This is a genomic window from Leptolyngbya sp. FACHB-671 (assembly GCF_014695745.1).
In the GTDB taxonomy this organism is placed as follows: Bacteria; Cyanobacteriota; Cyanobacteriia; order Elainellales; family Elainellaceae; genus JAAUTN01.
The window spans coordinates 361521-387449 of the sequence record NZ_JACJOV010000153.1 but is presented as its reverse complement, the minus strand read 5'-3'; the positions used below and the strand labels follow the sequence as shown (position 1 = coordinate 387449).

Here is a 25929-nt window from a genome sequence, read left to right as displayed (position 1 = left end):
AGCCTACAGTTAAAAGTTGTAAAGCTTTATCTAAAAGTTTTGCTGAACATAGAGAAGAATGCCACGGGCGATCGCTCCTGCCATCTGGCTACGGTATGCCGGATCACCTAGACGTGGGGCATCATCTCGCCCCGTTACAAATCCAGTTTCTACCAAAATTGCTGGCATAGAAGTATTTCGAATAACATAAAACCTTGCCTGCCGTACTCCTCGATCCGCTGAACCGGTATTTTGCACCACACTCGCGTGAATCACTTGTGCGAGTCGCAAACCATTATTCGAGTAATAGTAAGTTTCTATGCCATTCACGTCAGGGCGGCTCATGCTGATGGCGTTAGCATGAATACTGACAAACAGGTTGGCGTTGGACCGTTCAGCAATCTGGACACGGGGTTCTAGATCCAGGTCACGGTCATCCTGCCGAGTCAGCACAACTTGAATGCCTTGTTGCTCTAGCAGAGAGGCAACTTCCAGGGCGATCGGCAGCACAATATCTTTCTCGCGGATACCGTTAATGCCAATTGCACCTGGATCAGGACCGCCATGTCCCGGATCGACTACCACGACAATGCGACTGTTGGGTACACCTGGCAAATCAGTGGGTGGATAGCCAGCACGGGGAGGCGTAACAGGAACTGGATTGCCACCAGGGGGGCGCTGCCCTGCCCGTTGCAGTTCCAATGAAAGCAACTGTTGGCTGGGCTGATTGACTCCGCTAATGTTTACGCCAGCGGCAGGCTGCACCGAAATCACAACGGTGTCGTTGTCCTCTTGCCGTAAACGAACTCGTCGCAACGGGCTGCTCGCGTCTAATTGAGGACTGTCGACGTTATTAGCAAGTCTTGCATTCGGAATCGTAATTTGATAATCGGCCGTTGCTCGATCCCATCCCGATGTATAGGTCAGTGGCTGATTCGCCTGAATCAACAGTTGAGAGTTGTTGCTTAGTTGAATGCCTTCGATAGTGGCAGGTTCTGCGGGAGCAGCTTGGGCAACGGGAGGGGCAACGCTGGGGGGTTCGTCTTCTCTAGCAAAGCCACTGGTCGGAATCAGCACAACTCCACCAAATTCGCTGGCTGTGGCTTCCCAATCGATGTTTGGATCGGATAGCTCAAGGGTGACTCTGGCAGTGGGTGGGTCAGATTCAAGTTGACTGATTTGAATTTGCTCTACGCCAAAACGACCTACCGGAATTTCGGCTGCCAGTTGAGATGAAACTGCCGTGTTTTCCAGGTCAAAATAGAGTTCGCGACGGTTACGACTGCGATCGACTTCAATTTCTGGTACTGCCCCGCTGGTGCGAAGGAAAAAACCGTCGGGGGTCACTCGCACATTTTCTAGCTGAGTGGCTGCTCCTGAAACCGATGGAGAACTTTCTTGGGGAGTAGATTCACTGGGAGGCTGAGTGGTCACTGAGGGAGGAGATTCAACTCGCTCAGGTGTTGGCAGTTGCACGGTCCATTGGGTGGGTGTTGCTCCTCGTACCTGCACCTGCTGTGGGTCGAGCGTGTATCCAGGGTCAAGCTCAATCACAATGCGGGCAGTCTGTGCATCAAATTGTCCAACGCGGACCTCGCGCACTCCACCACCTACAAGCTGACTCAAGTTTGAGTTGCCCAGGGTGGTTCCTGGTAGGTCGATCACTAACCGAGTTGGGTTAGAAATAAGTTGCGCCCTGGGCTGCACGCCGCTATCTGTAGTGAAGACGAGCTGATTCTGACTTGGATTAAAGCGCCAGAATTGCAGTCGAGCCGCCTCTGCTGGAGAAGCGATAATCAAAGCGCCCACAATACCCAGAAGACTGGGAATTATTCGTTCAAATCTCACGGTCTCAGGTTCTCCTCGTTGCTCTAGTCTTGTCGCTTGGTATAGAGACGTTCAGTGTCTAGTAGGTTGTTTAACGGTTGCTAATCGTCGTTGTTGCGTTATCGTTGTCGGGCGATCGCCTCCGCTAATGTGTAGGAGTAGCTGAGGAACGGTTTGTAGGGGCGTTGGTGAGGGGCTTGAGTTGGGCGATCGCTCTACCTTAGCAATTTCGCAATCAGATTCTGAACTATTTGGGATTTTAGAGTTACGATTTTCGATTGCGAAAGTTTTAATGAATTGGTGCTCTGACAATCTATCTGACGCACTGCTCTTTGACAAACTAGTCTGAAAGCGCAGTTTTCATCGTTAGAGTGAACTTAACCCGTAGCTAGCAATCGATTCATGTCGTAGCTGAATATACAGCATGAAACGGAGTTGGGAAACCGAATGCTAGGGTCTTGTCACTTCAACAGACAAATCAGTGCTGGCAAAACATTGCAATGATTGTGCTGCTAGCTTCAGGTGAGTCAAGGTAAGTCACTAGTATTCCCAAACCTATTTCCGCTCAATCCGGAAAAAGATTGCGACCCTTTAAGGATCGCAGTCTCTAAAAATCAGGTATTGCTATTGTTGCCTCTATTGCTTCATGCCCAATAGCTCTTGGGGAGATGCTAGCAGCTTGATTTTGACTGAGAGAATTTCTGACTGAGCGTTCAGCACAAATAGCCAGTTAACATTCACGCTAAACACAGGGGTTTGTACTTTGCCCGTGATTTTGTAGTGAGTTCCGTCCTCCAGGGTCTCGAAGATGCCCTGACGCGGATGAAACTTCATTCCTTTCGCTTCTGCTTGTAGATAATTGGCGATCGCCTCTCCTCCGACCTGGTCTTCGTCAAACGGAGGATGCATCACCCCATCTATGGCAAACAAAGCAGCCGTTGCCTGAAAGTCTGTTGAATTTAGAGTCTCAAAATAGCGATAAATGACTGGCTCTGAGATACCTGAAATAGTTTGTTCAGTGGGTGGAATTGTCTCAGGCGTAACAGTCATTGCTAAGGCTCCTCAAGGTTTTTCCAGTTAGGGCTTCTTATACAGCATCTTGGTGCTGAGCATTAAGGCAAAAATATCAGACGGAACAGGCGATCGCTTGCTCCATCCGAGAGATCTTGCTAAGAGATCTTGCTAATCTCACGACTCTTAACCGCATTTTGGTGTTGATGCGATCGCAGTTAAATCAAACCCTAATCAACCAACGGAGTGACAAACGCTAGCTTAGTATTAGCGCTGAGAATCCCATAGAAGTGGCTATTAGCGTTTAGCCAAGGGCATAACCTGAAGCTACTCGTTATGAAACATTTGCTTGCAACGTTACAGATCAGATGCCTTTAGAAGAATTATGGATTTAAACAGCCCTACTCCTGTCGCTCCCCCGGCTGTAGACTGCGCTTCCATCAAGCAAACAGCTCTGGATTTAGGCTTTCATAAGGTAGGAATTGCTGCTGTAGTGCCAGCACAAACCACCGATAGTCCAACGGCAAAGCTTCTAGATGCTGCAAGTAATGAGGCTTTAGACCGCTGGTTAGCGCAAGGCTACCAGGCAGAGATGGACTGGATGAAAAATCCCAAACGGCAAGACATTCATCGGGTTATGCCCACCGCAAAGTCGGTCATCTGCGTGGCGCTGAACTATTACACTCCTCACGTCCGCCCGGACGGTGAGGAATATGCCAAAATTTCTCGCTATGGTTGGGGGCGAGACTATCACAAGGTGATGCACAAAAAGTTGAAGGCGCTGGCTAGCTGGCTAGAGGCTCAAGCTGAAGGGGTTCAGGCTCGACCTTACGCTGATACGGGTCCTGTTCAAGACAAGGTCTGGGCAGAAAGAGCCGGAATCGGCTGGATTGCCAAAAATAGCAATGTGATCACGCGGGAGTATGGCTCCTGGGTGTTTTTGGGAGAAGTGTTGACCAATCTGGAATTAACAAGCGATCGCCCTCACACTCAGCACTGTGGCACCTGCACTCGATGTATTGAGGCTTGTCCTACGGGAGCGATCGCCCAACCTTTTGTCGTCGATGCCAACCGCTGCATTGCCTATCACACTATCGAAAACCGTGCTGAAGAATTGCCAGAGGCGATTGCCCCTCAACTCCAGGGCTGGGTTGCAGGTTGTGACATCTGCCAAGACGTTTGCCCCTGGAATCAGCGCTTTGCCCAACCTACGGATGTAGCTGAATTTCAGCCATATCCCCAGAATGTATCTCCAAAACTGACAGAACTGGCTGAACTTTCTGACGAGGAATGGGATCAGCGCTTCCCCGCGTCTGCCCTCCGCCGCATCAAGCCCGCGATGTTGAGGCGGAATGCAAGAGCAAGTTTGGGGAGTCCCCCATCTATGAATTTTCTTTCACGATCGCAGGTAGATGATTTAAGCTAGCTGAAAACCCTCGTAATTCTAGTCAAATTGTGCTTAAGCGTATTTCTTTGCTTTCCTTCCTGGTTCTAGCTGGTTTGTGGGGCGCTGCTCAACCAGTATATGGACAGGCTTTAGTTCCCCACATTGTGCCTTTAGAGGTTGAGCAGCTTGAGCAGCAGGGCTTGAGCTTGGCTCAAGAAGCAGCACAGCTTGCACAGTTTCAGCAGTATGAACCAGCGTTGTCCAGAGCGCAGCTTGCCACTCAGTTGGCTCCCGAAAATGCTCAGATCTGGTCATTATTGGGAAGTCTCTACCTGACCCCCGAAACGCTAGATCTAAACAAGGGCATTTCGGCTTTGCAGCGGGCGCGGCGGCTAGACCCAGAGAATGCAGCAATTTTGTTTGCGCTTGGCTCAGCTTACTTTCAACTAGAAGACTACAACCGCTCGGTGGAATACCTGCGGTCGGGGTTGGCGCTTGACGCGGAAGTGCCAGGTGCGCTGTTTGACCTGGGCAATGCCTACTACAAGCTAAATCAGTTTGACCAGGCGATCGCCCAATACGAAAGGGCAGTAGAGCTAGACGAGGCTTTTTGGCCTGCTACAAATAACATTGGCTTGGTTCTGTATGAGATGGGCGATGTTGAAGGGGCATTAGAAAAATGGCAGGCAGCCTTAGAAGTTGATGCAAACCAGCCAGAGCCTCAGTTTGCGATCGCCGTCGTGACTTACGGTCAAGGTAATGTAGAAGCGGCCGTTCAGCAAGCAGAAACCGCTCTCCGCCAAGATGATCGATACGCCGATGTAGAATTTTTGCGAGAACAGCTTTGGGGCGATCGCTTGCTCAACGATACTCAAGCTCTCCTGCGACTGCCTCAACTTCAGGCGACTTTGGCTCAACTCAGCGGCACTAGTGCAACGACCGTCGAAATTGTGCCAGGAGGAGCTATTCCTGTACCCGACGGTACAGTGCCAAACCAGTCTACTCCTCCCCAGTAATACTATTCCTATAAGAAAGGGCATCCCGCAGGGCGGGATGCCCTTTCTTAAGAGCTATTTGTACAAAGAGAGGGCGTGGGCTTAGCCCACACCCTCTCTTTGTAAGAAGGCACTAGCCCACTCTAGGACGAGTTACAGGCTGGCGAAATAGTGAACGGAAGTCAGCATCGCGATCGCCCAGCGTTTCATAGAAAAAGAACGAAACGCCAGCAAACTGATGCTCTCGGACAGCCTGTACCTGAGTTTGAATTTGCTCCATGCTGACCGGACGATTTCTCAACCCAGTCAAAACGCCAATACCAACAGGAATGTGAGATTTGGCAAGCTGAATTTCTGGACGCTGTAGCTCACTCGTAAACCGCTCAAAATCATCTCGATAGACCTGAACGATTAGCTCTTCGATCAGCCCTCGCCGCTCCCAGGTGAACCAATCCTGCAAGTATGTTTCGTAGGCAAATTCCCAGGGGTTAGGCGACAAAGAAACGATAGCGCGTGGCTTTCGCGCTTTGACCGTGCGGAAAACCTCAGTCATCAAGCTAGTAATCTTATCTGCTCGCCATCTGACCCACTCTAAATCATGAGGATCATTAGGCGGCAAACTGCCCCCGTGTTCCTGCTGGTAAAGCCGCACGGTGTAAGGGTCATACCCTAGCTCCACGGGCATTCCAAAATGGTCATCAAACTGAATACCGTCTACGTCGTAATTGGTGACAATTTCGTTAACCAGATCCAGCAGCATTTGCCGCACTTCTAGGTGAGTCGGGTTGAGCCAAACTCGCGGGTGAGTTCCTTCGTAGATGATTTGACTGCCGTCCAGCCGATTCGTCACCCAATCAGGATGACGACTAACCAAATCGGAGTCTGCGGGTGCCATCAGCCCAAACTCAATCCAGGGAATCACGGTCATTCCACGCCGATGACCCCGAATGACGGCTTCAGCCAACATGTCTCTTCTAGCAAGTCCTGGATGCGGATCAATCGATCGCCCCACGACTCGTTCTGCCACCCGACTGGGGTAAAGCGTGTAGCCCCAATTCCAAACGGTGGGATAGATCGTATTAAAGTTCAGCCGCTTCAATCGTTGAATTGCTCGCCCCAGGTTTTCTCTGGAGAACAAAACATCGCTGTCAATGTTAGTTAGCCAGACTCCGCGCAGTTCTGTTGTGGGAGAGGTGAACGGAAGGGTAGATTGAGCGCTAACTGGGGGCAAAGAATGTCCAATCAGTGCCACTGCCAGTCCCACCCCTAAGAGAACTGTCAGCCACAGCCGACGATACCCGTTCAAATTGTCATCCTCACTCTCAAATCTTTTTCAGGTTTATTGCGTTATTCAAGCTGACTTGTACGATTGCCCTGGAGTTTCCTGAAATTGCCCCAATAAGTTGCCAAAATCTTGGCAAAATAGTACAAGGGTACTTACTTGTTAGGTAGCAATGCCACGATCTGATCAACAAATTTCTGATGATCTACTACGGGTTTGGAGATGTAGTCATCAGCACCGCTCTGCTTCAAAAAGTTTTCGCGATCGCCCTCCATTGCGTGAGCAGTGACCAGAATGATTGGTAAGCTAGCGGTTTGAGGATCAGCCTTCAACATCTGGGTGATTTTAATGCCGTCTACAGGTTTACCCTGGTAAACACTGCGAGACAGAGAAACATCCATCAGAATGATATCTGCTCCCCTAGCGTGGGCAATTTCCATGACTTCATCCACGTTTTCTGTATGTTTAACCGCTAATCCACCGCGTTTGGTCAAAATCTTGGAGAAAACACGAGCATTGATCAAGTCATCCTCCACAATTAAAACAGTTTTCATGGCGCTTTCCTTTTTAGTTAATCTCAGGATGAAGCATGTTCAAGCCCTACGGTTTGATACTACTGCGAAATTTACCTTAAACCGCTCAGCCAAGTTAGTGAAACTAGCCAACCCTTTATACCTTAATCTCTATCTTTGCAAGATATTTACACAGACCTATTGTTTGCGATCGCCTAAATTAGCTTACTGAGCTTGTAGGACAGTTACAGGACAAGTGATTCGGAATTTCAGAAGGAAAAGAACTCATGGCTAAGCAGCTTGACATGCTCCCCTCAGGACAAGTAATTGCAACCGCACTGCATACGGAGGTGCAGCGGTCGTACTTAGAATACGCCATGAGTGTAATCGTAGGTCGTGCCCTGCCCGACGTGCGAGATGGGCTTAAACCCGTACATCGGCGCATTCTCTACGCTATGCACGAACTGGGTTTGACCCCCGATCGCCCTTACCGCAAATGTGCCCGCGTCGTTGGAGACGTGTTGGGTAAATATCACCCGCACGGCGACCAGGCTGTTTACGATGCCCTGGTGCGAATGGTGCAGGATTTCTCTAGTCGCTATCCGCTGCTGGCAGGTCACGGCAACTTTGGCTCCGTAGACAACGACCCGCCAGCCGCAATGCGCTACACCGAAACGCGGCTTGCCTCCATTGGCAACGAAGCGCTGCTGACCGAAATTGGGGAAGCGACCGTTAACTTCATTGGCAACTTTGACAACTCTCAACAAGAACCCATCGTCCTGCCAGCCCAATTGCCTTTCCTGCTACTGAATGGCTCCTCTGGCATTGCGGTAGGTATGGCGACCAACATTCCGCCTCACAACTTGGGAGAGGTGATTGATGGTTTAATTGCGCTGATCGATCGCCCCGATTTGTCTGACGAACAGTTGCTCTCGCTGATTCCCGGACCAGACTTTCCCACGGGTGGGGAAATTGTCGGTACTGAAGGCATTCGAGAAGCCTACCTGACCGGACGAGGCAGCATTCCCATTCGAGGAATTGCTCAGTTTGAGGATGTGCAGGTGGGTCGAGGGCGGCACCGCCGGAATGCGATCATCATCACGGAGCTACCCTACCAGGTGAATAAAGCTGCCTGGATTGAGAAAATTGCTGAGTTAGTTAACCAGGGCAGAATCGAGGGAATCGCCGACATTCGAGATGAGAGCGATCGCGACGGAATGCGCGTCGTAATTGAGCTCAAGCGTGAAGCACAAGCACAGCGAATTCTTGACAAACTCTACAAACTCACGCCGCTCCAGAGCAACTTTGGCGTAATTTTGCTGGCTCTGACGGACGGGCAGCCTCGCCAGATGACCCTGCGCGACTTGCTGCAGCACTTCCTCACTTTTCGGGAAGAAACGCTCACTCGTCAGTACACCTATGAGTTGCAAAAAGCTGAAAGCGAAGTTCACTTACTGGAAGGTTCGCTAACTGCTTTGGAGAATCTGGATGCAGTCATTGAAATTTTGCGGAATGCACCAGACGGCAGCACAGCTAAGCTGACGCTTCAAGAGCGATTTGAGTTTAGCGATCGCCAAGCTGACGCAATTCTTGCCATGCCTCTACGCCGTCTCACCGGGCTAGAGCGGCAAAAACTGCAAGACAATTTTGACCAACTGACTCAGCGAATGCAAGAGCTACGCGAACTGCTCAACAATCGGCGAGAGTTACTCAAGGCGCTAAAAAAAGACCTGCGTACTCTCAAGCGCAAGTACGCTGACCAACGCCGTACCCGCATTCAAACCGAAGCAGAACGAGCTAAAGAATCAAAGCGTCTGGCAGAAACGACAGTTGCAGAAGTCGAGACTGAGCAAGAAGTCGTTTTAGAATTTACCCACCGAGGCTATGTCCGTCGCTTGACTCCAAGAGCCTATAAGCGACAGCAGTCTCAGGAAACTCAGAATGGCGCAACGCTAATCGAGGGAGATTTTACCGTTAAGGTACAGACTGCAACGACCAAGCAAGAACTACTGATCCTGACTCGCAGCGGTAAAGCTTATACCACTCTAGTGGGCGACATTCCCCAAACGCCTAGAAACTCCAAGGGAACGCCACTGATTACGCTTTTGCCATCGGCAGCGCATGGTGATCCAGAAACCATCATTGATCAGTTTATTGTGTCTGATGCGATCGCCAATCACGACCTGATCCTGCTGACCCGTCAAGGCAGAATCAAACGCCTGCCTCTATCGGAGTTTGCTAACCTGACTGGACGTGGACTGACTGCTCTCAAACTCAAAGAGGGCGACGAGCTACTGTACGTCATTCCCGTCGAAGCCGGAGAACATCTTGTTCTGGCAACGTCAGGTGGTCGAATGCTGCGATTTGAAGTGAGTGATCAGCAGATCCCAGTTCAAAGCCGTACTGCACAAGGCTCAGCCGCAATTCGATTAGGCAAGCAGGAAAGGTTGGTTGGCTGTGTAGCACTCCAAGTCAAGGATGAAGTCTTCCTGGTTTCGGCTAACGGCTATGGAAAACGAATGCCTGTTAGCGCCTTGCGGCTCGCTAACTGTGGAGATTTGGGACTTCAGGCAATCCAGTTTGCCACTAAGACCGATACGTTAGTCGGAATTACCCCTGCGCTACCGGGAACAGATGCAACGCTGCTAACAGACGCAGATCGATTGGTGCTGTTGCCTTTAGCAAAGGTTGCGGTAGAGGGCAAAGATGGCGGGGGCGATCGCCTCTTTAAGTCCAACAGGCGTGAAAAAGTCGTGACCGTAACGATTGTGTCATCCAGAACTGATGAGCAAAGCGATGGCATGGACTCCGAAGAGTCTTAGTGAAAGGCTCTAGGTGAGAAATTCTAGTTAAAGCTGCGATCGCTCGAAATCATTACTTCTGGGAAATTTGGTGGCTTAGGTGCGGGTGCATTTGAGAATAGTAAGTGTAGAGGGCAACCGCCTCTTGCTTATTCTCAACGGCATACTGCACTCTAATTCCATCTCCAAGCTGAATCACCAGACACAAACCAGAACCTTCGTCCTCTGCTCTTGCGCCGGTAAGCAGTTTCTTTTCCATGAGAAGCATGGGTCACTCCTAAAAAGCGAATGTTAAACACCAAAGTGACACCCTGATCGGTAGCTTTTTGCTCAAACAGCCGAATGAGAATGATTCTTTAGAATCTCCGCCTCAATTTCCGTCTGATCAGCAAAAAATGTAGAAGCACGTAATGAATTCGATCGCATTTTGAATGAAACTAGTGGTCGGTTTGCTCAAGTCTTGGCTGGCGTTAGACTCAATTTTTACCTGCCAGAACTGTGAGACTAACTCAACTAAATTAGATTCAGCCGCTTCGTAACGCTTTCCGTAACCGGCCTTATCAAGTTGCACCCTCACAATAGCTGAGTCACCTCTCAGTGTAAGCACTCATTCAGGTGAACTCGTCCGGCCATGTGTATAAGGGTTGACCCCCCTAAAGAGAGGTTTTGTCAGGTTATTCAGATAGATGCCGCTACTACTTTTCAGACAGCAAGGCTATTTTTTGAAGCAATAGGGGAAAATAAGCTGAAACACTAAACACTAAGCGTGGGTTCACTGTGGCGCAGGTTGTTCTAGAGAACGTCTACAAAAGTTTTCTCCGGCATCAAAGCAGACAAACTAGCTTTGTGGCGGCAGGCGCTCTCGTGCCGCCTGTCGAAGAAGCACTGGCTGAAACGCCAACGACCGCTTCAATGGTGAATGTCTTACGACGCATCAACCTGGAGGTCAAGGATGGCGAATTTATGGTGTTGGTGGGACCATCCGGTTGTGGCAAAAGTACTCTACTGAGACTGATTGCCGGATTGGAGCAAGTAACGGGTGGCAATATCTGGGTAGGCGATCACCAGGTCAATGACCTGCCGCCCAAGCAACGCGACATCGCCATGGTGTTCCAAAACTATGCGCTCTATCCCCACATGACGGTTTACGACAACCTGGCATTTGGGCTACGCCGCACGAAGGCAGTGCACAACTCTGCTTCATCTCAAACTCTAAATGCCGAAGCTCAAACCAATCGCTTTGCCTGGACAGAAACTTTTTTGACCACGCTTACCCGTCCCCTGCCAAAACAATTGCGCTACTGGTCGCAGCAGGAGCGGGAAATTGATCGACGAATTCGCACCGTTGCCCAAATCTTGCAAATTGAACCGCTGCTCGATCGCCTGCCAAAACAGCTTTCAGGCGGACAAAAACAGCGGGTTGCTTTGGGACGGGCAATGGCACGAAACCCTCAAGTGTTTTTGATGGACGAGCCGTTGTCTAACCTGGATGCCAAGCTCCGTACCGAAACCCGTGCCCAAATCGTCAACCTTCAGCGCAAGCTGGGTACCACAACCATTTACGTCACCCACGACCAGGTTGAAGCCATGACGATGGGCGATCGCATTGCCGTGATGAACGCCGGGCAAATTCAGCAAATTGCTGCGCCGCTAGAACTCTACAACCGACCTGCCAATCGGTTTGTGGCAGAGTTCATCGGTTCACCGCAGATGAATTTTTTGCCCGTTCAGGTCAAGGCACCGCTCCTGATAACCCATCCGCAGTTTCGGCTAACTCTCCCTCAAAGCTGGGAAACTGCACTGAGTCAATATGATGGGCGATCGCTCACACTTGGCATCCGTCCCGAACACCTGAGCCTTAGCGTTGCCGCTCCCAAAAACATTCCCGTTCGAGTAGAGCGGCTTGAAGCGCTGGGTAATGAGACTCAACTGGTCTTAAATTTAATCGAATCTGCTACTCCATCTGAGCCAACCGTTTTAAGAGCGCGAGTCGAGCCAGACCGAAGGGTCAGGTTGGGAGAAGAACTATGGCTAGCGATCGCCACCGACAAAATCCACTTATTTGACGCCCGGACGGGAGAGGCGATCGCCCACCATTAGACTACTCCCGATCCAGTTCTCCAATTTTGCACTCTCCGATCTTGCACACACTGCACCAAAGCGCATTTTCATCTAAAGCACTTGTAGACGAAATATGCATGAAGCTGCCCGGTAGATTGTTGCGACTTACAAAGCTGGTGGTTACATTAGTTAACAAAGGTCGGCGAACTATTGCAAATTGGAGTTCAAGTTATGCAGAACGATAACCGCAACGCATGGAACTGGGGCTTCACTCGTGGAGCCGAAACTTGGAACGGTCGTCTAGCGATGATCGGCTTCGCTTCTGCTGTCATCCTTGAATATGTCTCTGGTCAAGGTGTGCTTCATTTTTGGGGACTGATGTAGTGTCTATCCAGGCGCTGCTTGCACTGCAAGTCAGGTAATTGCAAAGCTACAAGAAAAGTGCCCCCACGAATGTAGGGGCACTTTTTTATTCCTTGGAACGTCAAATAGGGAGGTACATCTCCCTACTTCCAGACAAGTTCTTAACGGATATATTCCTTCAAAACGCTGTTGCGGTTTGGATGACGTAACTTCCGAAGCGCTTTTGCTTCAATCTGACGAATCCGCTCACGGGTGACGTTGAAGATTTGACCGATTTCTTCCAGGGTCTTCATCCGTCCGTCGTCTAGACCATAACGTAGGCGCAACACATCACGCTCACGCGGGCTCAGGGTGCCCAAAACGCTTTCCAGGTCTTCCCGCAGCAAGTTCTTAGAAACTTGATCTTCAGGGGTTTCACCATCAGACTCGATAAAGTCGCCCAGGCGAGAATCTTCTTCCTTACCGATCGGAGTTTCTAGGGAGATGGGCAATTGAGCCGACTTAGCAATAAAGCGCAGTTTCTCAATCGTCATTTCCATCCGAGTTGCAATTTCTTCCTCGGTAGGCTTCCGTCCCATTTCTTGAGAAAGCAATTTTGTAGTTTTCTTAATTCGAGAAATGGTTTCGTAGAGGTGGACGGGAAGACGAATGGTACGAGATTGATCAGCGATCGCCCGTGTAATTGCCTGACGAATCCACCAGGTTGCGTAGGTGGAAAACTTGTAACCCTTTTCATGGTCGAACTTTTCAGCCGCCCGAATCAAACCTAAGCTGCCTTCCTGAATTAAGTCCTGGAAGGAAAGACCCCGGTTCATGTACTTTTTGGCGATCGAAACCACCAATCGAAGGTTTGACTGAACCATCTTGTCCTTTGCCCGGCGACCTACATGCAGGCGATGCCGAAAAGCAGGGAGAGGCATATCAACCGCGCTAGCCCATTCTTTGTCGAAAGGCTCACGCTCCAGATCCTGAACAAGCTGCTCACGAATTCTTTCAAGCTCAAGTAAATCTGCAATCTTACGAGCAAGTTCAATTTCTTCGTCTGCTCTCAGGAGTCGAATTCGACCGATTTCCTGTAAATAGAGCCGGATCGAATCCTCAGTGTAGTGTTTCTTTTTTGCTTGTGCCCGACGACGGTTGGTCTTTCCTTTAGTGACCTTTCCATCCTCTTCATCAGGCTGAGCATCAAAGATTTCGTCTCGATCATCTCCGTCCTCAATCAAAAGCTCTAGCTCGCTTTCGGGCTGGTCAATGGTTTCGAGTACGTCGTTAGCCTGGGTCATGCCGCGCTCCTCATGCTCCTTAGGTCAAAAGTCAAAGGCTTGTAAAAAACAGAAGGATAACATGAACTGCCTCTTTTGATGGAGGAATGTTCATGAATTTTCTTAGACGATAATTGGACTCTTGCTATTCAGATTTCTAATTTAGTGTAGGCGGAGATTTCGCTCTCGCCCATACCAATCAGCAAGAGAACCAGTGCTTTGGATTTAGCACACAGTAATCAACAAGGCATACTTCTCCCAAGACATTCAGCATCGGGTAGAGGCACCAAGATGTAATTTGCCCTGCGAGTTTCGCAAAGATGTCTCCGATTGTAGCTTTTCTCACAAAATTTGCACGCCTTGATCTGAATTCTTGTTGCGAAAGGTGCTAATTGGTATCGCCCTTTCTAGAAAAGTCAGCGTTTCATAATAGTCCAACCAAGGTGGTGTCCTAAAAATTAAACGATACTTACAAGGTTAACGAGGTTTTAGGCAGAGTTTGTTGTGATAAATAGCCTAACCAGATTCAGCCATTCTAATGAATCTCGGCAAAAAAAGGACAATAGTCTACAAAAATGTCTCAACCTAAGCTTATTTCTGCTGAGTCGTACCTGTACTGGGTTGAAGCGCTTTAAGCTGCTTAGCAAAAAGTCCGGCTCCCGTCCCAATTACAGCTAGTGAAAAGCCAAAGGTGCCTGCCCAGGATTGGTTCTCAAGCTGTAGCTGCAACTTTACCCGCTCAGGAGTTTGGAGAAATCGGTTGATATCTTCCGTTACCTCAGTTTTCCAGTCTCGTTGTGTTGGGGAAGAGCTGGTCAAAGGAATTTCGCCTGCATGGGTAAGCAAAACAACTTGATAGCCAACGTGGTAATGATGGCGGTGTAGTTGTGCCAGCTTTGCTTCGTGTAAATCGGTTAGCGCTATTTCTTGAGTGGTAGAAGCGAGAGGTCTATAGGTTGTTAGCTTACAGACTCCGTCGGAAGTCGTGTCTGCCATAAGCGAAGCTTGACGGTGACAGGTTAAGGTTGTGAAGCCACCCACACCCATCAGTACAATACCTGTCATTGAAAGCAGAACACCCAGTAGCCATACTCCCCCTGGTCGAGGAACTGAATAGTTTTTAGACTTAATTGGTTCTAGAATGACCATATTTTGAAATTTTTGAGTCAATGTCTGCTGTTGACGCTTGCTCTCCTGCTTTCTCTAAATATGGCATTGTCACTGAGGGGGACATCACGCTAAGTAGATAGATGCCTAAGAAACAGAAATTTCCTTACCTTGTAGGTTCTAGATGGACAGCCCAACAAACGACTTGGGGTTGGCGGCACTTTCAGGTGGTTAATCGTAAAAATGAGGGACGTTGGGTGTTTGCTGAGATGGTTGCAGCCTGTGACCCATCGGTTCGCTTTTGGCTGAATGCAAAACAGCTTAAGGATAGGGAGTTGTGGTTGGCGGGATGGCAATCGTTGCAAGAGAGGGGAGAGGAAGAGATAAGAGATGAAGGATGAGCAAGGCTTGCTTATTCTTGGGATGATTTTGAATGTAAACTTTCAGCTTTGCGTTCAAAATCATTCAATTGTTAAGCAATGCTGAAGAGGAAGGGAAGGTTGGGCGGTAGAATTTTGAGATGAAAAATTTGCATTTGCCTGCTGAAATTCCTGCCTGTTCCTGGAAGCGTCCGATTGGTCAAGGGTGGGACTCGCCCTATAAGGTTCGCTACGAGAGTAATTTGGACGATGGTCCCTGGCATGGAATGCCTCTGGGTGGGTTTGGGGCTGGCTGTATTGGTCGTTCTTCGCGAGGAGATTTTAATCTCTGGCACATCGATGGCGGAGAGCACGTGTTTCAATCGATGCCCGCTTGCCAATTCAGTGTGTTTGAACAAGCAGAGGGTCAAACTGCTGAAGCTTATGCGCTCTGTACTCAGGCACCTAACGATGGCAGTTTGAGCGCGTGGCAGTGGTATCCCGATCGGGCGGAAGCTAGCACGACAGGGGAGTATCATGCGCTCTATCCACGAAGTTGGTTTGTTTATCAGAATGTGTTTCAGGCGACGCTGACTTGCGAGCAGTTTTCGCCAGTTTGGGCGAAGAATTATCAGGAGACGAGCTATCCGATCGCCATTTTTGAGTGGACGGCACACAATCCGACTGACCGACCGCTAACGCTGAGCATTATGCTGACCTGGCAAAACATGGCAGGTTGGTTTACAAATATGCTCAAGTCGCCCAAGGTGCAGGTGCGGGATGACGGTAGCCCAGTTTATCAATATCAGCCGCGTTTAGGTGAGAGCAACGGCAATTCTAACCAGTGGAAAAGCGATCGCCACTTTGCAGGCTGCTTAATGGATCAGTCCGATCGCCAGGAAACACCTCAAGAAGGCGATGGACAGTGGGCGATCGCCACCCTAACAAACCCTAATGCAGAAACCTTTTACAATACTCGCTGGAACCCGGCTGGAGATGGAGCAGAACTCTGGCAGTCATTCTCTAAGGATGGTTCGCTGCAAAGTGTAGATGATCCAACTCCGGCTGCTGATGGTGAGCAGGTTGGCGTGGCGATCGCCGTTCGTTTTACTCTGGCTCCGGGTGAAAACCGAAAAATTCCGTTTGTGTTGAGTTGGGATTTTCCGGTAACGGAGTTTGCCACTGGGATTAATTATTTTCGTCGCTACACAGACTTCTTTGGAACTAGCGGCAAGACTGCCTGGGCGATCGCTCAGACTGCTCTCGACTTATACCCCACTTGGCAGCAGCAAATTCAGACTTGGCAGCAGCCGATTTTGAATGACCAGGATTTGCCCGACTGGTTCAAGATGGCGCTGTTTAATGAGCTTTATGACTTGACTAGCGGCGGGACGCTCTGGAGTGCAGCAAGCGATCGCGATCCAGTAGGTCAGTTTGCGGTGTTGGAATGTCTTGACTACCGTTGGTATGAAAGCCTGGATGTGAGGCTCTACGGTTCTTTTGCGCTAATGATGCTCTGGCCGGAGCTAGACAAATCGGTGCTGAGAGCTTTTGCGAGAGCTATTCCGGCAGCAGACGATACGCCGCGTGTGATTGGCTACTACTACACGATTGGGGCAGAAAGTCCGATCGCCGTTCGCAAAGCTGAAAACGCTACGCCCCATGACTTGGGCGCACCCAACGAACATCCTTGGGAAAAGACTAACTACACTAGCTATCAAGACTGCAACCTGTGGAAGGATTTGGGCTGTGACTTCGTTTTGCAGGTTTACCGAAATTTTGTTTTAACGGGTAGTACGGATTATGAATTTTTGATAGAGTGCTGGCCCGCAATTGAGCGGGCGATCGCCTACCTCAAAACCTTTGACCTGGATAACGATGGCATTCCCGAAAACTCTGGTGCGCCCGACCAAACCTTCGATGACTGGCGGTTACAGGGAGTTAGCGCTTACTGTGGCGGACTGTGGATTACGGCACTAGAGGCGGCGATCGCCATTGGTCAACTCTTGCAGCAATCAGATCCAGCCAATCCCCAATCCCTAATCCCTAACCCCCAATCCCTAATTTCCACCTACCAGACTTGGCTCACTCAATCCCGCCCCCTCTATCAGGAGAAACTCTGGAACGGACAGTACTACCGTCTCGATAGTGGCAGTGGTTCTGATGTCGTGATGGCAGATCAGCTTTGCGGACAGTTTTATGCCCGCCTGTTAAAACTGCCTGACGTTGTGCCTACCGGTTGTGTTCGATCTGCTTTAGAAGCAGTTTACGAGGCTTGCTTCCTCAAATTTCACGATGGCAAATTTGGCGCAGCGAATGGAGTCAGACCAGATGGTTCTCCCGTTAATCCCAAGGACACTCATCCGCTAGAAGTTTGGACAGGCATCAATTTTGGCTTGGCTGCCTTCCTGGTACAGATGGATATGAAAGATGAGGCGTTTCAAATTACCGAAGCTGTAGTCCGGCAAGTTTATGAAAACGGGCTACAGTTTCGCACACCAGAAGCGATTACCTCTGCTGGCACTTTTCGGGCTAGCCATTATCTCCGAGCAATGGCTGTCTGGCTGATTTATGGAGTTTTGCGCCGCTTTTAGTTAGGCTTAGTTTGCTGAAGTATTGGTCTTGAGCTGAGCGGCTTTCAGCTCAAGCTGCTTTTTTTCGTACTCAAGTTGGTTTTTTTCTTGCTTCAAAGTTTCTTCCAGCTCTAGAATTTGGTCACGCTGAGCTTTTAGTTCTAACAGGTCTTGAATTTGCTTTTTTTCAAGCTCAAGCTGCTTTTTTTCTCGCTTCAGGTTTTCTTCTAGCTCTTGAATCTGGTCACGCCGAGCTTCCATTTCTAGAGCACGTCGCCCAAGCTCCTGGCTCTGTAGCGTGAGTGATTGTCGCCACTGTTCGGCCCGCTGTACTTCCTGCTGCAAAATTTCTGGGGTTACACCCGTTGCTAGATATTGCTGAATGATTTCAGTCAGCCAGTCTGCTGCATCCTGGATGTTTTCAACTTGTCGCAAATCATTCAGCTGAACTAGTAAAAGTGCCCCTTTACCCAGATCACATCCCTCTGCATAGACAGTATTATCTTCTTCAGAGAAAATTGCCCAGGCATGTTCGGCTTTTTGGTATGCAAGCAGTTGCAGTTTCGTCTTGCCGACAGCGTCTTTTTCCTGCACCTGAGCCAAATAGAGCATTTCAGCAACAAGATTAACCAATTCTTGAATGACAGTATATCTTCATATCTTGTCTGACACCCAGCTAAAGATGTCTCGATTCTGTGAAGATATTCGAGTGGAGTCGAGGGAAGCCATTTATAAGAAGCAGGGGAATTACCTGATGCTTACAACCACCCTTTAACACCTTAGCGGGACCTGATCCGGATTAAATGGTGTGGCTTACTGAATTTATTAAGGGAGCCTGATGTTTTCTGAAGACTAACCCTACTCAGTGAAAGCCACAACCATCACAGGGTTAGAGACGGCTGATGCGATCGCGCAAAATCTCTGCCTGCTTCTCCGCCTCAGCGAGTGAATTCCTGGCTGCCTGAACCACATCTGCCGGAGCTTTATCAACAAATTTAGGATTGCTGAGGCGATCGCGCAGGATCTGGCTTTCGGACTCTGCTTTCGCTAAATCCTTTTTCAGCTTAGCTTGCAGCGCTTCTACATCCACTACGCCTTCCAGCGGAATGAGAACCTGCACCGTGCCCACGACTCCGGCGATCATCTGCTGCTGGGGCAGCTTTTCGACCGTCAGCGTTTGGGTGGGAGTTATGGGTTGTGGCAGAGGCTCTTGAGGATTGGAAGATGACGACATTTTGCCTGCAACTTGCGCTGTCACTGCGTCGAGTTGTTCGGCAAAGCCCTGACGGTCGGTCGCACGGATCAAGAAGCGGTAGATAAACCAGATGGTATACCCTAACCCAATCAGCTCCAGGAAGGGCGAGATCAGCAGCAGGCTATCTACAGCATCCAGCACACCCAGTGTAACTTTGACGACAATCAGCAGCGCCAGAATTAATCCCAGAGCGATCGCCGGTTTGCGGTACGGACTGAGTGTCTGGGTGCTAGGTTTGAGCGGACGTGGAACCACAGGACGTTCGATCGCTTCAATGGTCAAATTCTCAACTTTGGCTAGGTCTTTGATGTAGTCCTGCCCTGCGGTAAGGATTTGCTGTTCGCGATCGCTCTCTGTCTGCAAGTTCGTTTGAATCTTTACCCCTGGCTTGATGTCTGCCTCAGCCCGCAAGTTGCGAACCGTGCGAATGGTGCCAATTAATAGGTCAAACTGCGCTTCCAGATCAGCATCAATCAGGCTTTCGTCTACTTCAGGGTAAGCCTGAAGTGCCAAGTACCGATTTTCTTCGGCCTGCGTGAGCGTATGCCAAACTTCCTCGGTGATGTGCGGCATAAACGGATGCAGCAGCCGCAGGATGCCGTCTAGCACATGGGCCAGCGTCTGCTGAGCAATTTCCCTAGATTTCAGCTCGGCTGGGCTGACTTCTGCCGACTGTGCCTTGAACAGTCTGGACTTGACTAGCTCAATGTACCAGTCGCAGAAATCGCCCCAGATGAACTCATACAGTCCTTTGGCGGCTTCACCCAAACCGTAGTTGTCGATGTCGTCGCGAGTTTGGCGAACTACCTGGTTGTAGCGAGAGAGAATCCAGCGATCGCTCAATTCCAACTCATCCGCTTGAGGTTTGCCCAACTGCTCTGGCGTTTTGCCGTCCAGATTCATCATCACAAACCGAGAAGCATTCCACAGCTTGTTGGTAAAGTTGCGCGATGCCTCGACTGAAACCGATTCGTCGGTCTTGCGGTTATATTCCAGGCGAATGTCTTGCCCTGCACCCGCTACTTCTCGAATCAGCGTGTAGCGCAGTGCATCAGTGCCGTATTTGTCGATCAGAATCAGCGGGTCAATGCCGTTATTTGCTGACTTCGACATCTTTTTGTTGTTTTCATCCCGTACCAGACCGTGAATGTAAACCGTACTGAACGGCATCTTTCCGGTAAAGTGCCCTGCCATCATCGTCATCCGCGCCACCCAGAAAAAGATGATGTCAAATCCTGTAACCAGCGTTGTGGTGGGGTAATAGCGCTCTAGGTCGGGTGTTTGCTCAGGCCAGCCCATGGTTGAGAAGGGCCATAAACCGGATGAAAACCAGGTATCCAGCACATCAGGGTCTTGGGCAAGCTGAACGTCATCGCCAAATTGCTGTCGTGCCTGCTCCCAAGCATTTGCTTCGCTGGTGGCGACGACAAAGGGCGTGTTGTCAGTAATCTGCCCGTCGGTTTCATTGATTGCGTACCAGGCGGGAATTTGGTGCCCCCACCAGAGCTGGCGAGAAATGCACCAGTCTTTCAGGCTAACCAACCAATCCCGATACACCTTCGTCCAGCGTTCGGGTACGAAAACGGGATCATCCTGCTGATCGAGAAATTCCAGCGCTCGGTCTGCCATAGGGCGAATTTTGACAAACCACTGGGTAGACAGCAGCGGCTCGATGGGGACTTTGCCGCGATCGCTATAGGGCACTGTGTGGCGATAGTCCTCTACTTTCACCAGGAAGCCTTCCTCTTCCAGGCGCTTCACCACGTTCTTCCTTGCCTCAAACCGATCCTGTCCCTCAAATGGGCCTGCGTTGGCGTTAAGTGACCCGTCCTTGTTCATGATGTTGATGAAAGGCAGGTTGTGGCGTTTGCCCATCTCAAAGTCATTCAGGTCGTGGGCTGGTGTGATTTTCACACAGCCCGTACCAAAGCTGGAATCGACGTATTCATCTGCAATAATCGGAATTTCACGCCCCATAATTGGCAGTGTCAGCGTCTTGCCTACCAGATGCTTATAGCGCTCGTCCTTGGGATTGACCGCTACAGCAGTATCGCCCAGCATTGTCTCAGGGCGAGTGGTTGCCACTTCAACAGAACCGGAGCCGTCCGTCAGCGGATAGCGGAAATGCCAGAGGTGCCCGTTGACTTCCTGATTTTCCACCTCCAAGTCAGACACGGCAGATTGGCTGGCAGGACACCAGTTCACCAAATATTGGCCGCGATAGATTAGCCCTTCGTTGTAGAGACGTGAGAAGGCTTCCAGGACTGCTTTGGAAAGACCCTCATCCATCGTGAAGCGTTCGCGTGACCAATCTACGGAAACGCCTAGCCGCCGCAGTTGTCCCACGATGGTGCCGCCTGATTCTTTCTTCCATTCCCAAGCCCGTTCCAGGAAGGCTTCGCGTCCGACCTCGTCACGGGTTTTGCCTTGCGATCGCAACTCCCGCTCTAGGATTGTTTGCACCGCAATGCTGGCGTGGTCAGTTCCCGGTAGCCACAGAGTATTGTGCCCGATCATCCGGTGATAGCGCACCAGCGTATCGATCAGGGCATTTTCAAAGGCGTGACCCATGTGCAAGCTGCCTGTGACGTTGGGCGGCGGAATCACGACGCAATACGGCTCACCCGGTTGATTGGGGTCTGCTTTAAAGACCTGATCTTCCTCCCAGTGCTGTTGCCATTTAGCTTCAGTCAAGGAGGGGTCGTATTGGCTGGGCAAGTTGGTTGCAGTCATGAAGGAAGTGGGAAAGTAAAGGGGCAAGCTCTTCAGTTTACTTAAAATTTTGCCATGAGCGATCGCCAAGCTGCTCATCGAGAATTGTTTGGGTAAGCAGCGAAAAGGCGCAGACAGGGCTCATTTTCAGCTAAAACTCATCTAGGGTAAATACACTGCTGTTTAAGAATGAAATCAGGATTAAGTTGACAGAGACAAACCATCTGATAGTTTTTACCCGATATCCAGAAGTTGGCAAAACTAAAACTCGCTTAATTCCAGCCTTAGGGGCAGCGGGCGCGGCCGCACTTCAGCGGCAGATGACAGAATTCACTCTGAAACGGGTGGAGAAGCTAGCTCAGCAGCAGGACAGGTTAAATTCCCCTCTATCTGTGGAAATTAGATTTGCGGGAGGCGATCGCTCCCTCATGCAAGACTGGCTTGGTTCTCGCTGGAGCTATCAGCCCCAGGCTTCAGGTGATCTAGGAGAACGAATGCGGCTTGCGTTTCAGTCTGCATTTGAGACGGGTAGCAAGCATGTTGTGACGATTGGGATAGATTGTCCTGAACTGGATTCTGCCACGCTAGCACAAGCGTTTCAGGCATTGCAGGATCACGATTTGGTCTTAGGTCCAGCAACCGATGGGGGCTACTATTTGATTGGGCTGCGTTCCTTGATTCCAGAGCTATTTAGCGGAATTGATTGGGGAACTGACCAAGTTTTTTGGCAAACGATGACTGCTGCAGAGGCGAAGGAATTGGCGATCGCCACTCTCGCTCCCCTCACCGATGTTGATCACCCAGAAGACCTACCCATCTGGGAGGCAACCCAAGCGTGAGGCATTCACAGAATCGTTTCTCTTCTCCCAAGATTTCCATCATTATCCCAGTGCTGAATGAGGCAAATGTGATTCAGCAGATCCTCGACCAGATTCGCAGTTCTATCATTGAAATTATCGTTGTGGATGGCGGCAGTCATGATCGAACCGTTGAAATTGTGAAATCTTTGGGCGATCGCGTCATTCACTCAAGACCAGGGAGAGCCTATCAAATGAACGCTGGGGCAAGAGCCGCAAGCGGGGAGATTTTGCTGTTTCTCCATGCCGATACTCGGTTGCCAAAGGAATTCGCTGGTCTGATCTGCCAAACGTTAGCTCAACCCAAAACGATCGCCGGGGCGTTCGCGCTGAGGATTGACGGGCAGAATCCAGGACTCAGGTTGGTGGAGTGGGGGGTAAATATGCGATCGCGCTACTTCCAAATGCCCTATGGCGATCAGGCACTATTTCTTAGAGCAGAAACTTTTCATCACTTTGGCAGCTTTCCAGAACTGCCAATCATGGAAGATTTTGAGTTAGTTCGGCGGCTGCGCCGAAAGGGGAAGGTGGCGATCACCCCTGCCTCAGTCCTCACCTCAGCCCGACGCTGGGAAAAGCTAGGGGTTATAAGAACAACGCTGCTTAACCAGGTGATTATTGCGGCTTATTTACTGGGAATTTCGCCAGAGAAGATTGTGAGATGGTATCGGGGCGATCGCCGCCCTCGCTAGATATAAAACCGGGGATTGTAGAAAGCTATAGCTCTACAATCCCCGGTTTTGCATTACCTGAACTAGATTAGATCAACTTCAGGTCAGGATATTCGGTCAACAGATCTTCAGAGGAGAGCGTATCGTTCTCGTCCTGAGGAGTCCAAAGAACCTCAACCGCCAAAAGCTGCTCACTAGGAATCGCTCCAATCTGGCTTAAGGCACGGCGCAGGTCTTGCGTGTTGTTCACAGCAGGGAGCTGCAACTTGTTCTGGGTAGCAACTAGGAGTGTGGCGACGATGTATTCGCCCGGTGCTGCCTGAACTAATTCGCCACCTGGTTCAGCCTTAACTAACGCACTTTGACTTGCTTGTCGAAGCTGGTTGTTAACGTTAGAGAGCGTTTCCTCGCTAAACTTGCTGCGCTCTGCCAGAGCCAAGCGATTGAACTGAGCCTCAGCCGCTTCCAGACGGGCCTGCTGATTTTCAGCCGCACCATAAACCCAGTATTCGGGATGGCGCATGAGAGACAGGGTTGTCTCTTGAAGAACTTGAGCTAAGCCCTCAGAGGAGCCTGTGTCGGCTGATCTGGCAATGCGATCGAAGTCAGTTTGCAGGGTTCGAGCATTTGCTAGGAGACCCACCTGCACCCGGGCGACCGAGATTGAGGGACTGCTGCTGCTATAGCCTATTCCGTCTTCACCACCCTGAATTTGACGGAAGCTGCGAACCAGGAAGCTGGCAACTGACAGGAAAATCAAAATTGAGAACAAACCGCCAAAACCACCGCCCACGCCAAAGAAGGGGATGATGAAGGGGAAGCCAAAACCGCCACCAGGATAGTATCCACCACCTGGAGGAGCATAGGTGCGGCTCGGGGGTGCATAGGTGCGGCTCGGTGCAGCTCTAAAGCTACCGCCGCCAATACGACCACCTCTAGCTGCTAGGGCACCATCTGCCTGACTGAAAACCAGGGTAATGACTAAGCTAGCGAGGAGTAACGGTTTGAGAAGGGGTTTGATCAGTGCAAACAGTTTCTTGTACATAAGACTGTGCCTATCCAAGCTGAATTTAAAACTATATTTGGCTCTGGCTCTTCCAGTGGTTTTCTTAGGTGTTCTTTATGTTTTCGCAACTTATTGAGACAACTAGCAACGGGCTAGAAACTCTTGTTCACGGTTACCTGGAAGAATCCAGCTCCACCACCCAAGGGTGAGGACCCATTTAATGAACTGCTTGTTAAGCAATCGTTACAAGTCACCACCTCTTTACTGTATCGCCTTCTAAGCCTTACAGGAAGCAAGCTTAAGGCAGATTTTAGGTGGATAACCGTACCCGTATAGACTGAGGAATCTCTAGGAAAATTTGCTGGTTTTGCATTTAGCCACCGCCAACGATGGTGACAATCTCAAGGCGATCGCCCTCTTGAATTTCCGTTTCCTGCCAAAACTGGCGGTGCAAAATCTCGCCGTTATACTCCACTGCTACCAGGCGCGGATTCATGTTTAACTGTTCCAAAAATTGGGGCAACGGAGTATGAGGCGCACAGGCTTTCGGCTCCCCATTCACTTGCAGCGAAATAGAGTTTGAATTAGAAGCGTTAGACATGGCCTAAATCAATGCCTGAATGATTCTGATCAATGAACATGACTGCGAGTATCGCTTTCTCGAATTGTTTGGATTCGGGCTAGCTGGGAGACAAAGTATTGGGTGATTAAGGTGGGCTGCTCTGCCTGCATGATGGAACGAACTACAGCAACTCGTTCTGCACGGGCAGACAGCACTTCACTCAAGTTGTCAGTGTCAATGCCGCCGATCGCAAACCAGGGAATGCGAGCATGTTCAGCTGCGTAGCGAACGTATTCCGGACCTGCGGCAGCTTTACCCGCTTTAGTAGGAGTCTCGTAAACTGGCCCAACGCCAACATAGTCTGCGCCTTCTCGCAATGCCCGATGCAGTTCATCTGGATTGGTCGTAGAACGTCCTACTAGGCGCTGCGGCCCTAAAATTTGTCGAGCTAACGAAATGGGAATGTCTTGTTGTCCTAAATGCACTCCGTCTGCGTCTACAGCTAAAGCTAAGTCAACCCGATCATTCATGATGAACAGGGCGTCGTAACGGTGACAGATTTGCTTCAGCTTTTCGGCGGTGTGAATGCGGGTGGTGTCATCTGCGTTTTTATCGCGGTACTGCACCAGGCTTAGCCCACCCTGAAGGGCAGCTTCAACGACTGAGAAGAGATTGTCAGCGGGAGAGGTGACGAGGTAGAGGTGCGATCGCCTCAATTTCTGATGTCGCTGATGTCCCATCAGGTCGCTTTCGAGTGTGTAGACCCGATAGCGAATCTGCTTACAGGCGGCTGACAGGTCAGCATGATAGACCTTGCCATATTCCTCCAGTACCCGTAGGGCTTCCTGAATACGGCAGAAATTAGCCACCAATACGTCTCGCAAGCTAGAACGCTGTTCTTCTTGCGGGTGGGTTAGTTCTGTTCCTGGGTCGCCTGGGGTGTCTCGTGCCGTGCGAATTTCAAAACTGTGCCAGCGTGCTAACTCCTGCCGCAGATGCTTACACTCGTCGGTGAATTTGGTGCTATTTAACCCAAATCGACACCATTCTTCAACGATTCTCAACCCTTCACGGGCGCGGTCTAAATTGGCATCTAAAATTCGGTAGATCGCAGACTCCGAGAGCTTTTGCTGGCTATGTGTCTCACCCATCACAACATTCCTATTAATTACTCATCCTAACAGCCGAACGGAATTTGCTAATTGATGGTGATTGTTTCTAGTTGCAAAAAAGTTACAAAAACCTCTAGCTGATTGGCGCTGAATGTATTAAAACTGTTGCAATCGTGATCAGATGGTAAGTCTGCCGTTTGTTGTGGTGCCGATGGTTCCTGGTGTCGGGAGGACA

Annotated in this window: 21 protein-coding genes and 1 pseudogene; 10 read left to right on the top strand and 12 right to left on the bottom strand. The window is 50.1% G+C overall.

Features of this window, described 5'->3' with window-relative positions; all coding sequences use genetic code 11:
- Nucleotides 1–30 precede the first annotated feature (30 nt).
- Complete coding sequence (locus tag H6F93_RS27075) at nucleotides 31–1827, bottom strand: N-acetylmuramoyl-L-alanine amidase (RefSeq protein ID WP_190687678.1); 1797 nt, start codon at nucleotides 1825–1827, stop codon at nucleotides 31–33.
- Nucleotides 1828–2442: 615 nt separating this feature from the next.
- Nucleotides 2443–2856: a ketosteroid isomerase family protein gene (locus H6F93_RS27070; protein WP_190687674.1), complete on the bottom strand. Its 414-nt coding sequence runs from the start codon at nucleotides 2854–2856 to the stop codon at nucleotides 2443–2445.
- A 346-nt stretch (nucleotides 2857–3202) separates the two neighbouring features.
- Between H6F93_RS27070 and queG the strand changes: the two genes are divergently transcribed.
- Both queG and H6F93_RS27060 read left to right on the top strand, forming a co-directional pair.
- Nucleotides 3203–4243 (top strand): tRNA epoxyqueuosine(34) reductase QueG, encoded by a 1041-nt coding sequence (queG, locus tag H6F93_RS27065; protein WP_190687671.1) that lies wholly within the window; start codon nucleotides 3203–3205, stop codon nucleotides 4241–4243.
- 29 nt (nucleotides 4244–4272) lie between these two features.
- Nucleotides 4273–5220: a tetratricopeptide repeat protein gene (locus tag H6F93_RS27060; protein ID WP_190687668.1), complete on the top strand. Its 948-nt coding sequence runs from the start codon at nucleotides 4273–4275 to the stop codon at nucleotides 5218–5220.
- A gap of 112 nt (nucleotides 5221–5332) precedes the next feature.
- Here the strand turns inward: H6F93_RS27060 and H6F93_RS27055 are convergent, their stop codons facing one another.
- Nucleotides 5333–6505 carry a glycoside hydrolase family 10-like protein gene (locus tag H6F93_RS27055; RefSeq protein WP_190687665.1) on the bottom strand — a complete coding sequence of 391 codons (1173 nt, stop codon included), beginning with the start codon at nucleotides 6503–6505 and terminating at the stop codon, nucleotides 5333–5335.
- Nucleotides 6506–6636: 131 nt separating this feature from the next.
- Complete coding sequence (locus H6F93_RS27050) at nucleotides 6637–7035, bottom strand: response regulator (RefSeq protein ID WP_190687662.1); 399 nt, start codon at nucleotides 7033–7035, stop codon at nucleotides 6637–6639.
- 245 nt (nucleotides 7036–7280) lie between these two features.
- Here H6F93_RS27050 and gyrA point away from each other — a divergent pair, with 245 nt between their 5' ends.
- Nucleotides 7281–9815: a DNA gyrase subunit A gene (gene gyrA / locus H6F93_RS27045; RefSeq protein WP_190687658.1), complete on the top strand. Its 2535-nt coding sequence runs from the start codon at nucleotides 7281–7283 to the stop codon at nucleotides 9813–9815.
- A 52-nt stretch (nucleotides 9816–9867) separates the two neighbouring features.
- On the opposite strand, the gene H6F93_RS27040 is transcribed toward gyrA, so the two are convergent.
- Entirely contained in the window at nucleotides 9868–10053 is a 186-nt protein-coding gene (locus H6F93_RS27040; RefSeq protein ID WP_190641390.1) for a hypothetical protein, read from the bottom strand.
- 704 nt (nucleotides 10054–10757) lie between these two features.
- On the opposite strand from H6F93_RS27040, the pseudogene H6F93_RS35950 reads away from it, so the two are divergent.
- The 3 genes and pseudogenes from H6F93_RS35950 to H6F93_RS27030 form a co-directional block, all read left to right on the top strand.
- Nucleotides 10758–11213, top strand: a pseudogene (locus tag H6F93_RS35950) (ATP-binding cassette domain-containing protein); the annotation flags it as partial.
- Nucleotides 11214–11231: 18 nt separating this feature from the next.
- A complete protein-coding gene (locus H6F93_RS35945) occupies nucleotides 11232–11894 on the top strand; it encodes an ABC transporter ATP-binding protein (protein WP_524538028.1) in 663 nt (220 codons plus the stop codon).
- Between the two features lie 192 nt (nucleotides 11895–12086).
- Nucleotides 12087–12239: a CAB/ELIP/HLIP family chlorophyll-binding protein gene (locus tag H6F93_RS27030; protein ID WP_190641391.1), complete on the top strand. Its 153-nt coding sequence runs from the start codon at nucleotides 12087–12089 to the stop codon at nucleotides 12237–12239.
- Nucleotides 12240–12379: 140 nt separating this feature from the next.
- Here the strand turns inward: H6F93_RS27030 and rpoD are convergent, their stop codons facing one another.
- Nucleotides 12380–13501, bottom strand: a complete 1122-nt coding sequence (rpoD, locus tag H6F93_RS27025) for an RNA polymerase sigma factor RpoD (protein ID WP_190641392.1) — start codon at nucleotides 13499–13501, stop codon at nucleotides 12380–12382.
- 570 nt (nucleotides 13502–14071) lie between these two features.
- Nucleotides 14072–14545: a hypothetical protein gene (locus H6F93_RS27020; protein WP_190687654.1), complete on the bottom strand. Its 474-nt coding sequence runs from the start codon at nucleotides 14543–14545 to the stop codon at nucleotides 14072–14074.
- Nucleotides 14546–14730: 185 nt separating this feature from the next.
- Here H6F93_RS27020 and H6F93_RS27015 point away from each other — a divergent pair, with 185 nt between their 5' ends.
- Both H6F93_RS27015 and H6F93_RS27010 read left to right on the top strand, forming a co-directional pair.
- Nucleotides 14731–14988, top strand: a complete 258-nt coding sequence (locus H6F93_RS27015; RefSeq protein WP_190687651.1) for a TIGR02450 family Trp-rich protein — start codon at nucleotides 14731–14733, stop codon at nucleotides 14986–14988.
- 119 nt (nucleotides 14989–15107) lie between these two features.
- A complete protein-coding gene (locus H6F93_RS27010; RefSeq protein ID WP_190687648.1) occupies nucleotides 15108–17540 on the top strand; it encodes a GH116 family glycosyl hydrolase in 2433 nt (810 codons plus the stop codon).
- 6 nt (nucleotides 17541–17546) lie between these two features.
- On the opposite strand, the gene H6F93_RS27005 is transcribed toward H6F93_RS27010, so the two are convergent.
- Together H6F93_RS27005 and H6F93_RS27000 are read right to left on the bottom strand one after the other, a co-directional pair.
- Nucleotides 17547–18152 (bottom strand): HmpF-related protein, encoded by a 606-nt coding sequence (locus H6F93_RS27005; protein ID WP_199314061.1) that lies wholly within the window; start codon nucleotides 18150–18152, stop codon nucleotides 17547–17549.
- 256 nt (nucleotides 18153–18408) lie between these two features.
- Nucleotides 18409–21507, bottom strand: a complete 3099-nt coding sequence (locus H6F93_RS27000) for a valine--tRNA ligase (protein ID WP_190687644.1) — start codon at nucleotides 21505–21507, stop codon at nucleotides 18409–18411.
- Nucleotides 21508–21692: 185 nt separating this feature from the next.
- Here H6F93_RS27000 and H6F93_RS34280 point away from each other — a divergent pair, with 185 nt between their 5' ends.
- Both H6F93_RS34280 and H6F93_RS34275 read left to right on the top strand, forming a co-directional pair.
- Nucleotides 21693–22325, top strand: a complete 633-nt coding sequence (locus H6F93_RS34280) for a TIGR04282 family arsenosugar biosynthesis glycosyltransferase (protein WP_242043624.1) — start codon at nucleotides 21693–21695, stop codon at nucleotides 22323–22325.
- Complete coding sequence (locus tag H6F93_RS34275; RefSeq protein WP_190687641.1) at nucleotides 22322–23035, top strand: TIGR04283 family arsenosugar biosynthesis glycosyltransferase; 714 nt, start codon at nucleotides 22322–22324, stop codon at nucleotides 23033–23035. Before H6F93_RS34280 ends, H6F93_RS34275 begins: the two co-directional genes overlap by 4 nt.
- 67 nt (nucleotides 23036–23102) lie before the next feature.
- On the opposite strand, the gene H6F93_RS26985 is transcribed toward H6F93_RS34275, so the two are convergent.
- The 3 genes from H6F93_RS26985 to H6F93_RS26975 all read right to left on the bottom strand — a co-directional run bounded on the left by H6F93_RS26985 (nucleotide 23103) and on the right by H6F93_RS26975 (nucleotide 25733).
- Nucleotides 23103–24059, bottom strand: coding sequence for a DUF1517 domain-containing protein (locus H6F93_RS26985; RefSeq protein ID WP_190641398.1), 957 nt, complete (start codon nucleotides 24057–24059; stop codon nucleotides 23103–23105).
- Nucleotides 24060–24393: 334 nt separating this feature from the next.
- On the bottom strand, nucleotides 24394–24621 hold the full coding sequence (thiS, locus tag H6F93_RS26980) for a sulfur carrier protein ThiS (protein WP_190641399.1): 228 nt from the start codon (nucleotides 24619–24621) through the stop codon (nucleotides 24394–24396).
- A 29-nt stretch (nucleotides 24622–24650) separates the two neighbouring features.
- Nucleotides 24651–25733 carry a thiamine phosphate synthase gene (locus tag H6F93_RS26975; RefSeq protein WP_190641400.1) on the bottom strand — a complete coding sequence of 361 codons (1083 nt, stop codon included), beginning with the start codon at nucleotides 25731–25733 and terminating at the stop codon, nucleotides 24651–24653.
- Nucleotides 25734–25929 lie beyond the last annotated feature (196 nt).

Coding starts and splice junctions, on each gene's coding strand:
- H6F93_RS27070 (WP_190687674.1), bottom strand. CDS start 2,856: ATGACTGTTACGCCTGAGACAATTCCACCCACTGAACAAACTATTTCA.
- queG (WP_190687671.1), top strand. CDS start 3,203: ATGGATTTAAACAGCCCTACTCCTGTCGCTCCCCCGGCTGTAGACTGC.
- H6F93_RS27050 (WP_190687662.1), bottom strand. CDS start 7,035: ATGAAAACTGTTTTAATTGTGGAGGATGACTTGATCAATGCTCGTGTT.
- gyrA (WP_190687658.1), top strand. CDS start 7,281: ATGGCTAAGCAGCTTGACATGCTCCCCTCAGGACAAGTAATTGCAACC.
- H6F93_RS27040 (WP_190641390.1), bottom strand. CDS start 10,053: ATGGAAAAGAAACTGCTTACCGGCGCAAGAGCAGAGGACGAAGGTTCT.
- H6F93_RS35945 (WP_524538028.1), top strand. CDS start 11,232: ATGGCACGAAACCCTCAAGTGTTTTTGATGGACGAGCCGTTGTCTAAC.
- H6F93_RS27030 (WP_190641391.1), top strand. CDS start 12,087: ATGCAGAACGATAACCGCAACGCATGGAACTGGGGCTTCACTCGTGGA.
- rpoD (WP_190641392.1), bottom strand. CDS start 13,501: ATGACCCAGGCTAACGACGTACTCGAAACCATTGACCAGCCCGAAAGC.
- H6F93_RS27020 (WP_190687654.1), bottom strand. CDS start 14,545: ATGACAGGTATTGTACTGATGGGTGTGGGTGGCTTCACAACCTTAACC.
- H6F93_RS27015 (WP_190687651.1), top strand. CDS start 14,731: ATGCCTAAGAAACAGAAATTTCCTTACCTTGTAGGTTCTAGATGGACA.
- H6F93_RS27010 (WP_190687648.1), top strand. CDS start 15,108: ATGAAAAATTTGCATTTGCCTGCTGAAATTCCTGCCTGTTCCTGGAAG.
- H6F93_RS27000 (WP_190687644.1), bottom strand. CDS start 21,507: ATGACTGCAACCAACTTGCCCAGCCAATACGACCCCTCCTTGACTGAA.
- H6F93_RS26985 (WP_190641398.1), bottom strand. CDS start 24,059: ATGTACAAGAAACTGTTTGCACTGATCAAACCCCTTCTCAAACCGTTA.
- thiS (WP_190641399.1), bottom strand. CDS start 24,621: ATGTCTAACGCTTCTAATTCAAACTCTATTTCGCTGCAAGTGAATGGG.
- H6F93_RS26975 (WP_190641400.1), bottom strand. CDS start 25,733: ATGGGTGAGACACATAGCCAGCAAAAGCTCTCGGAGTCTGCGATCTAC.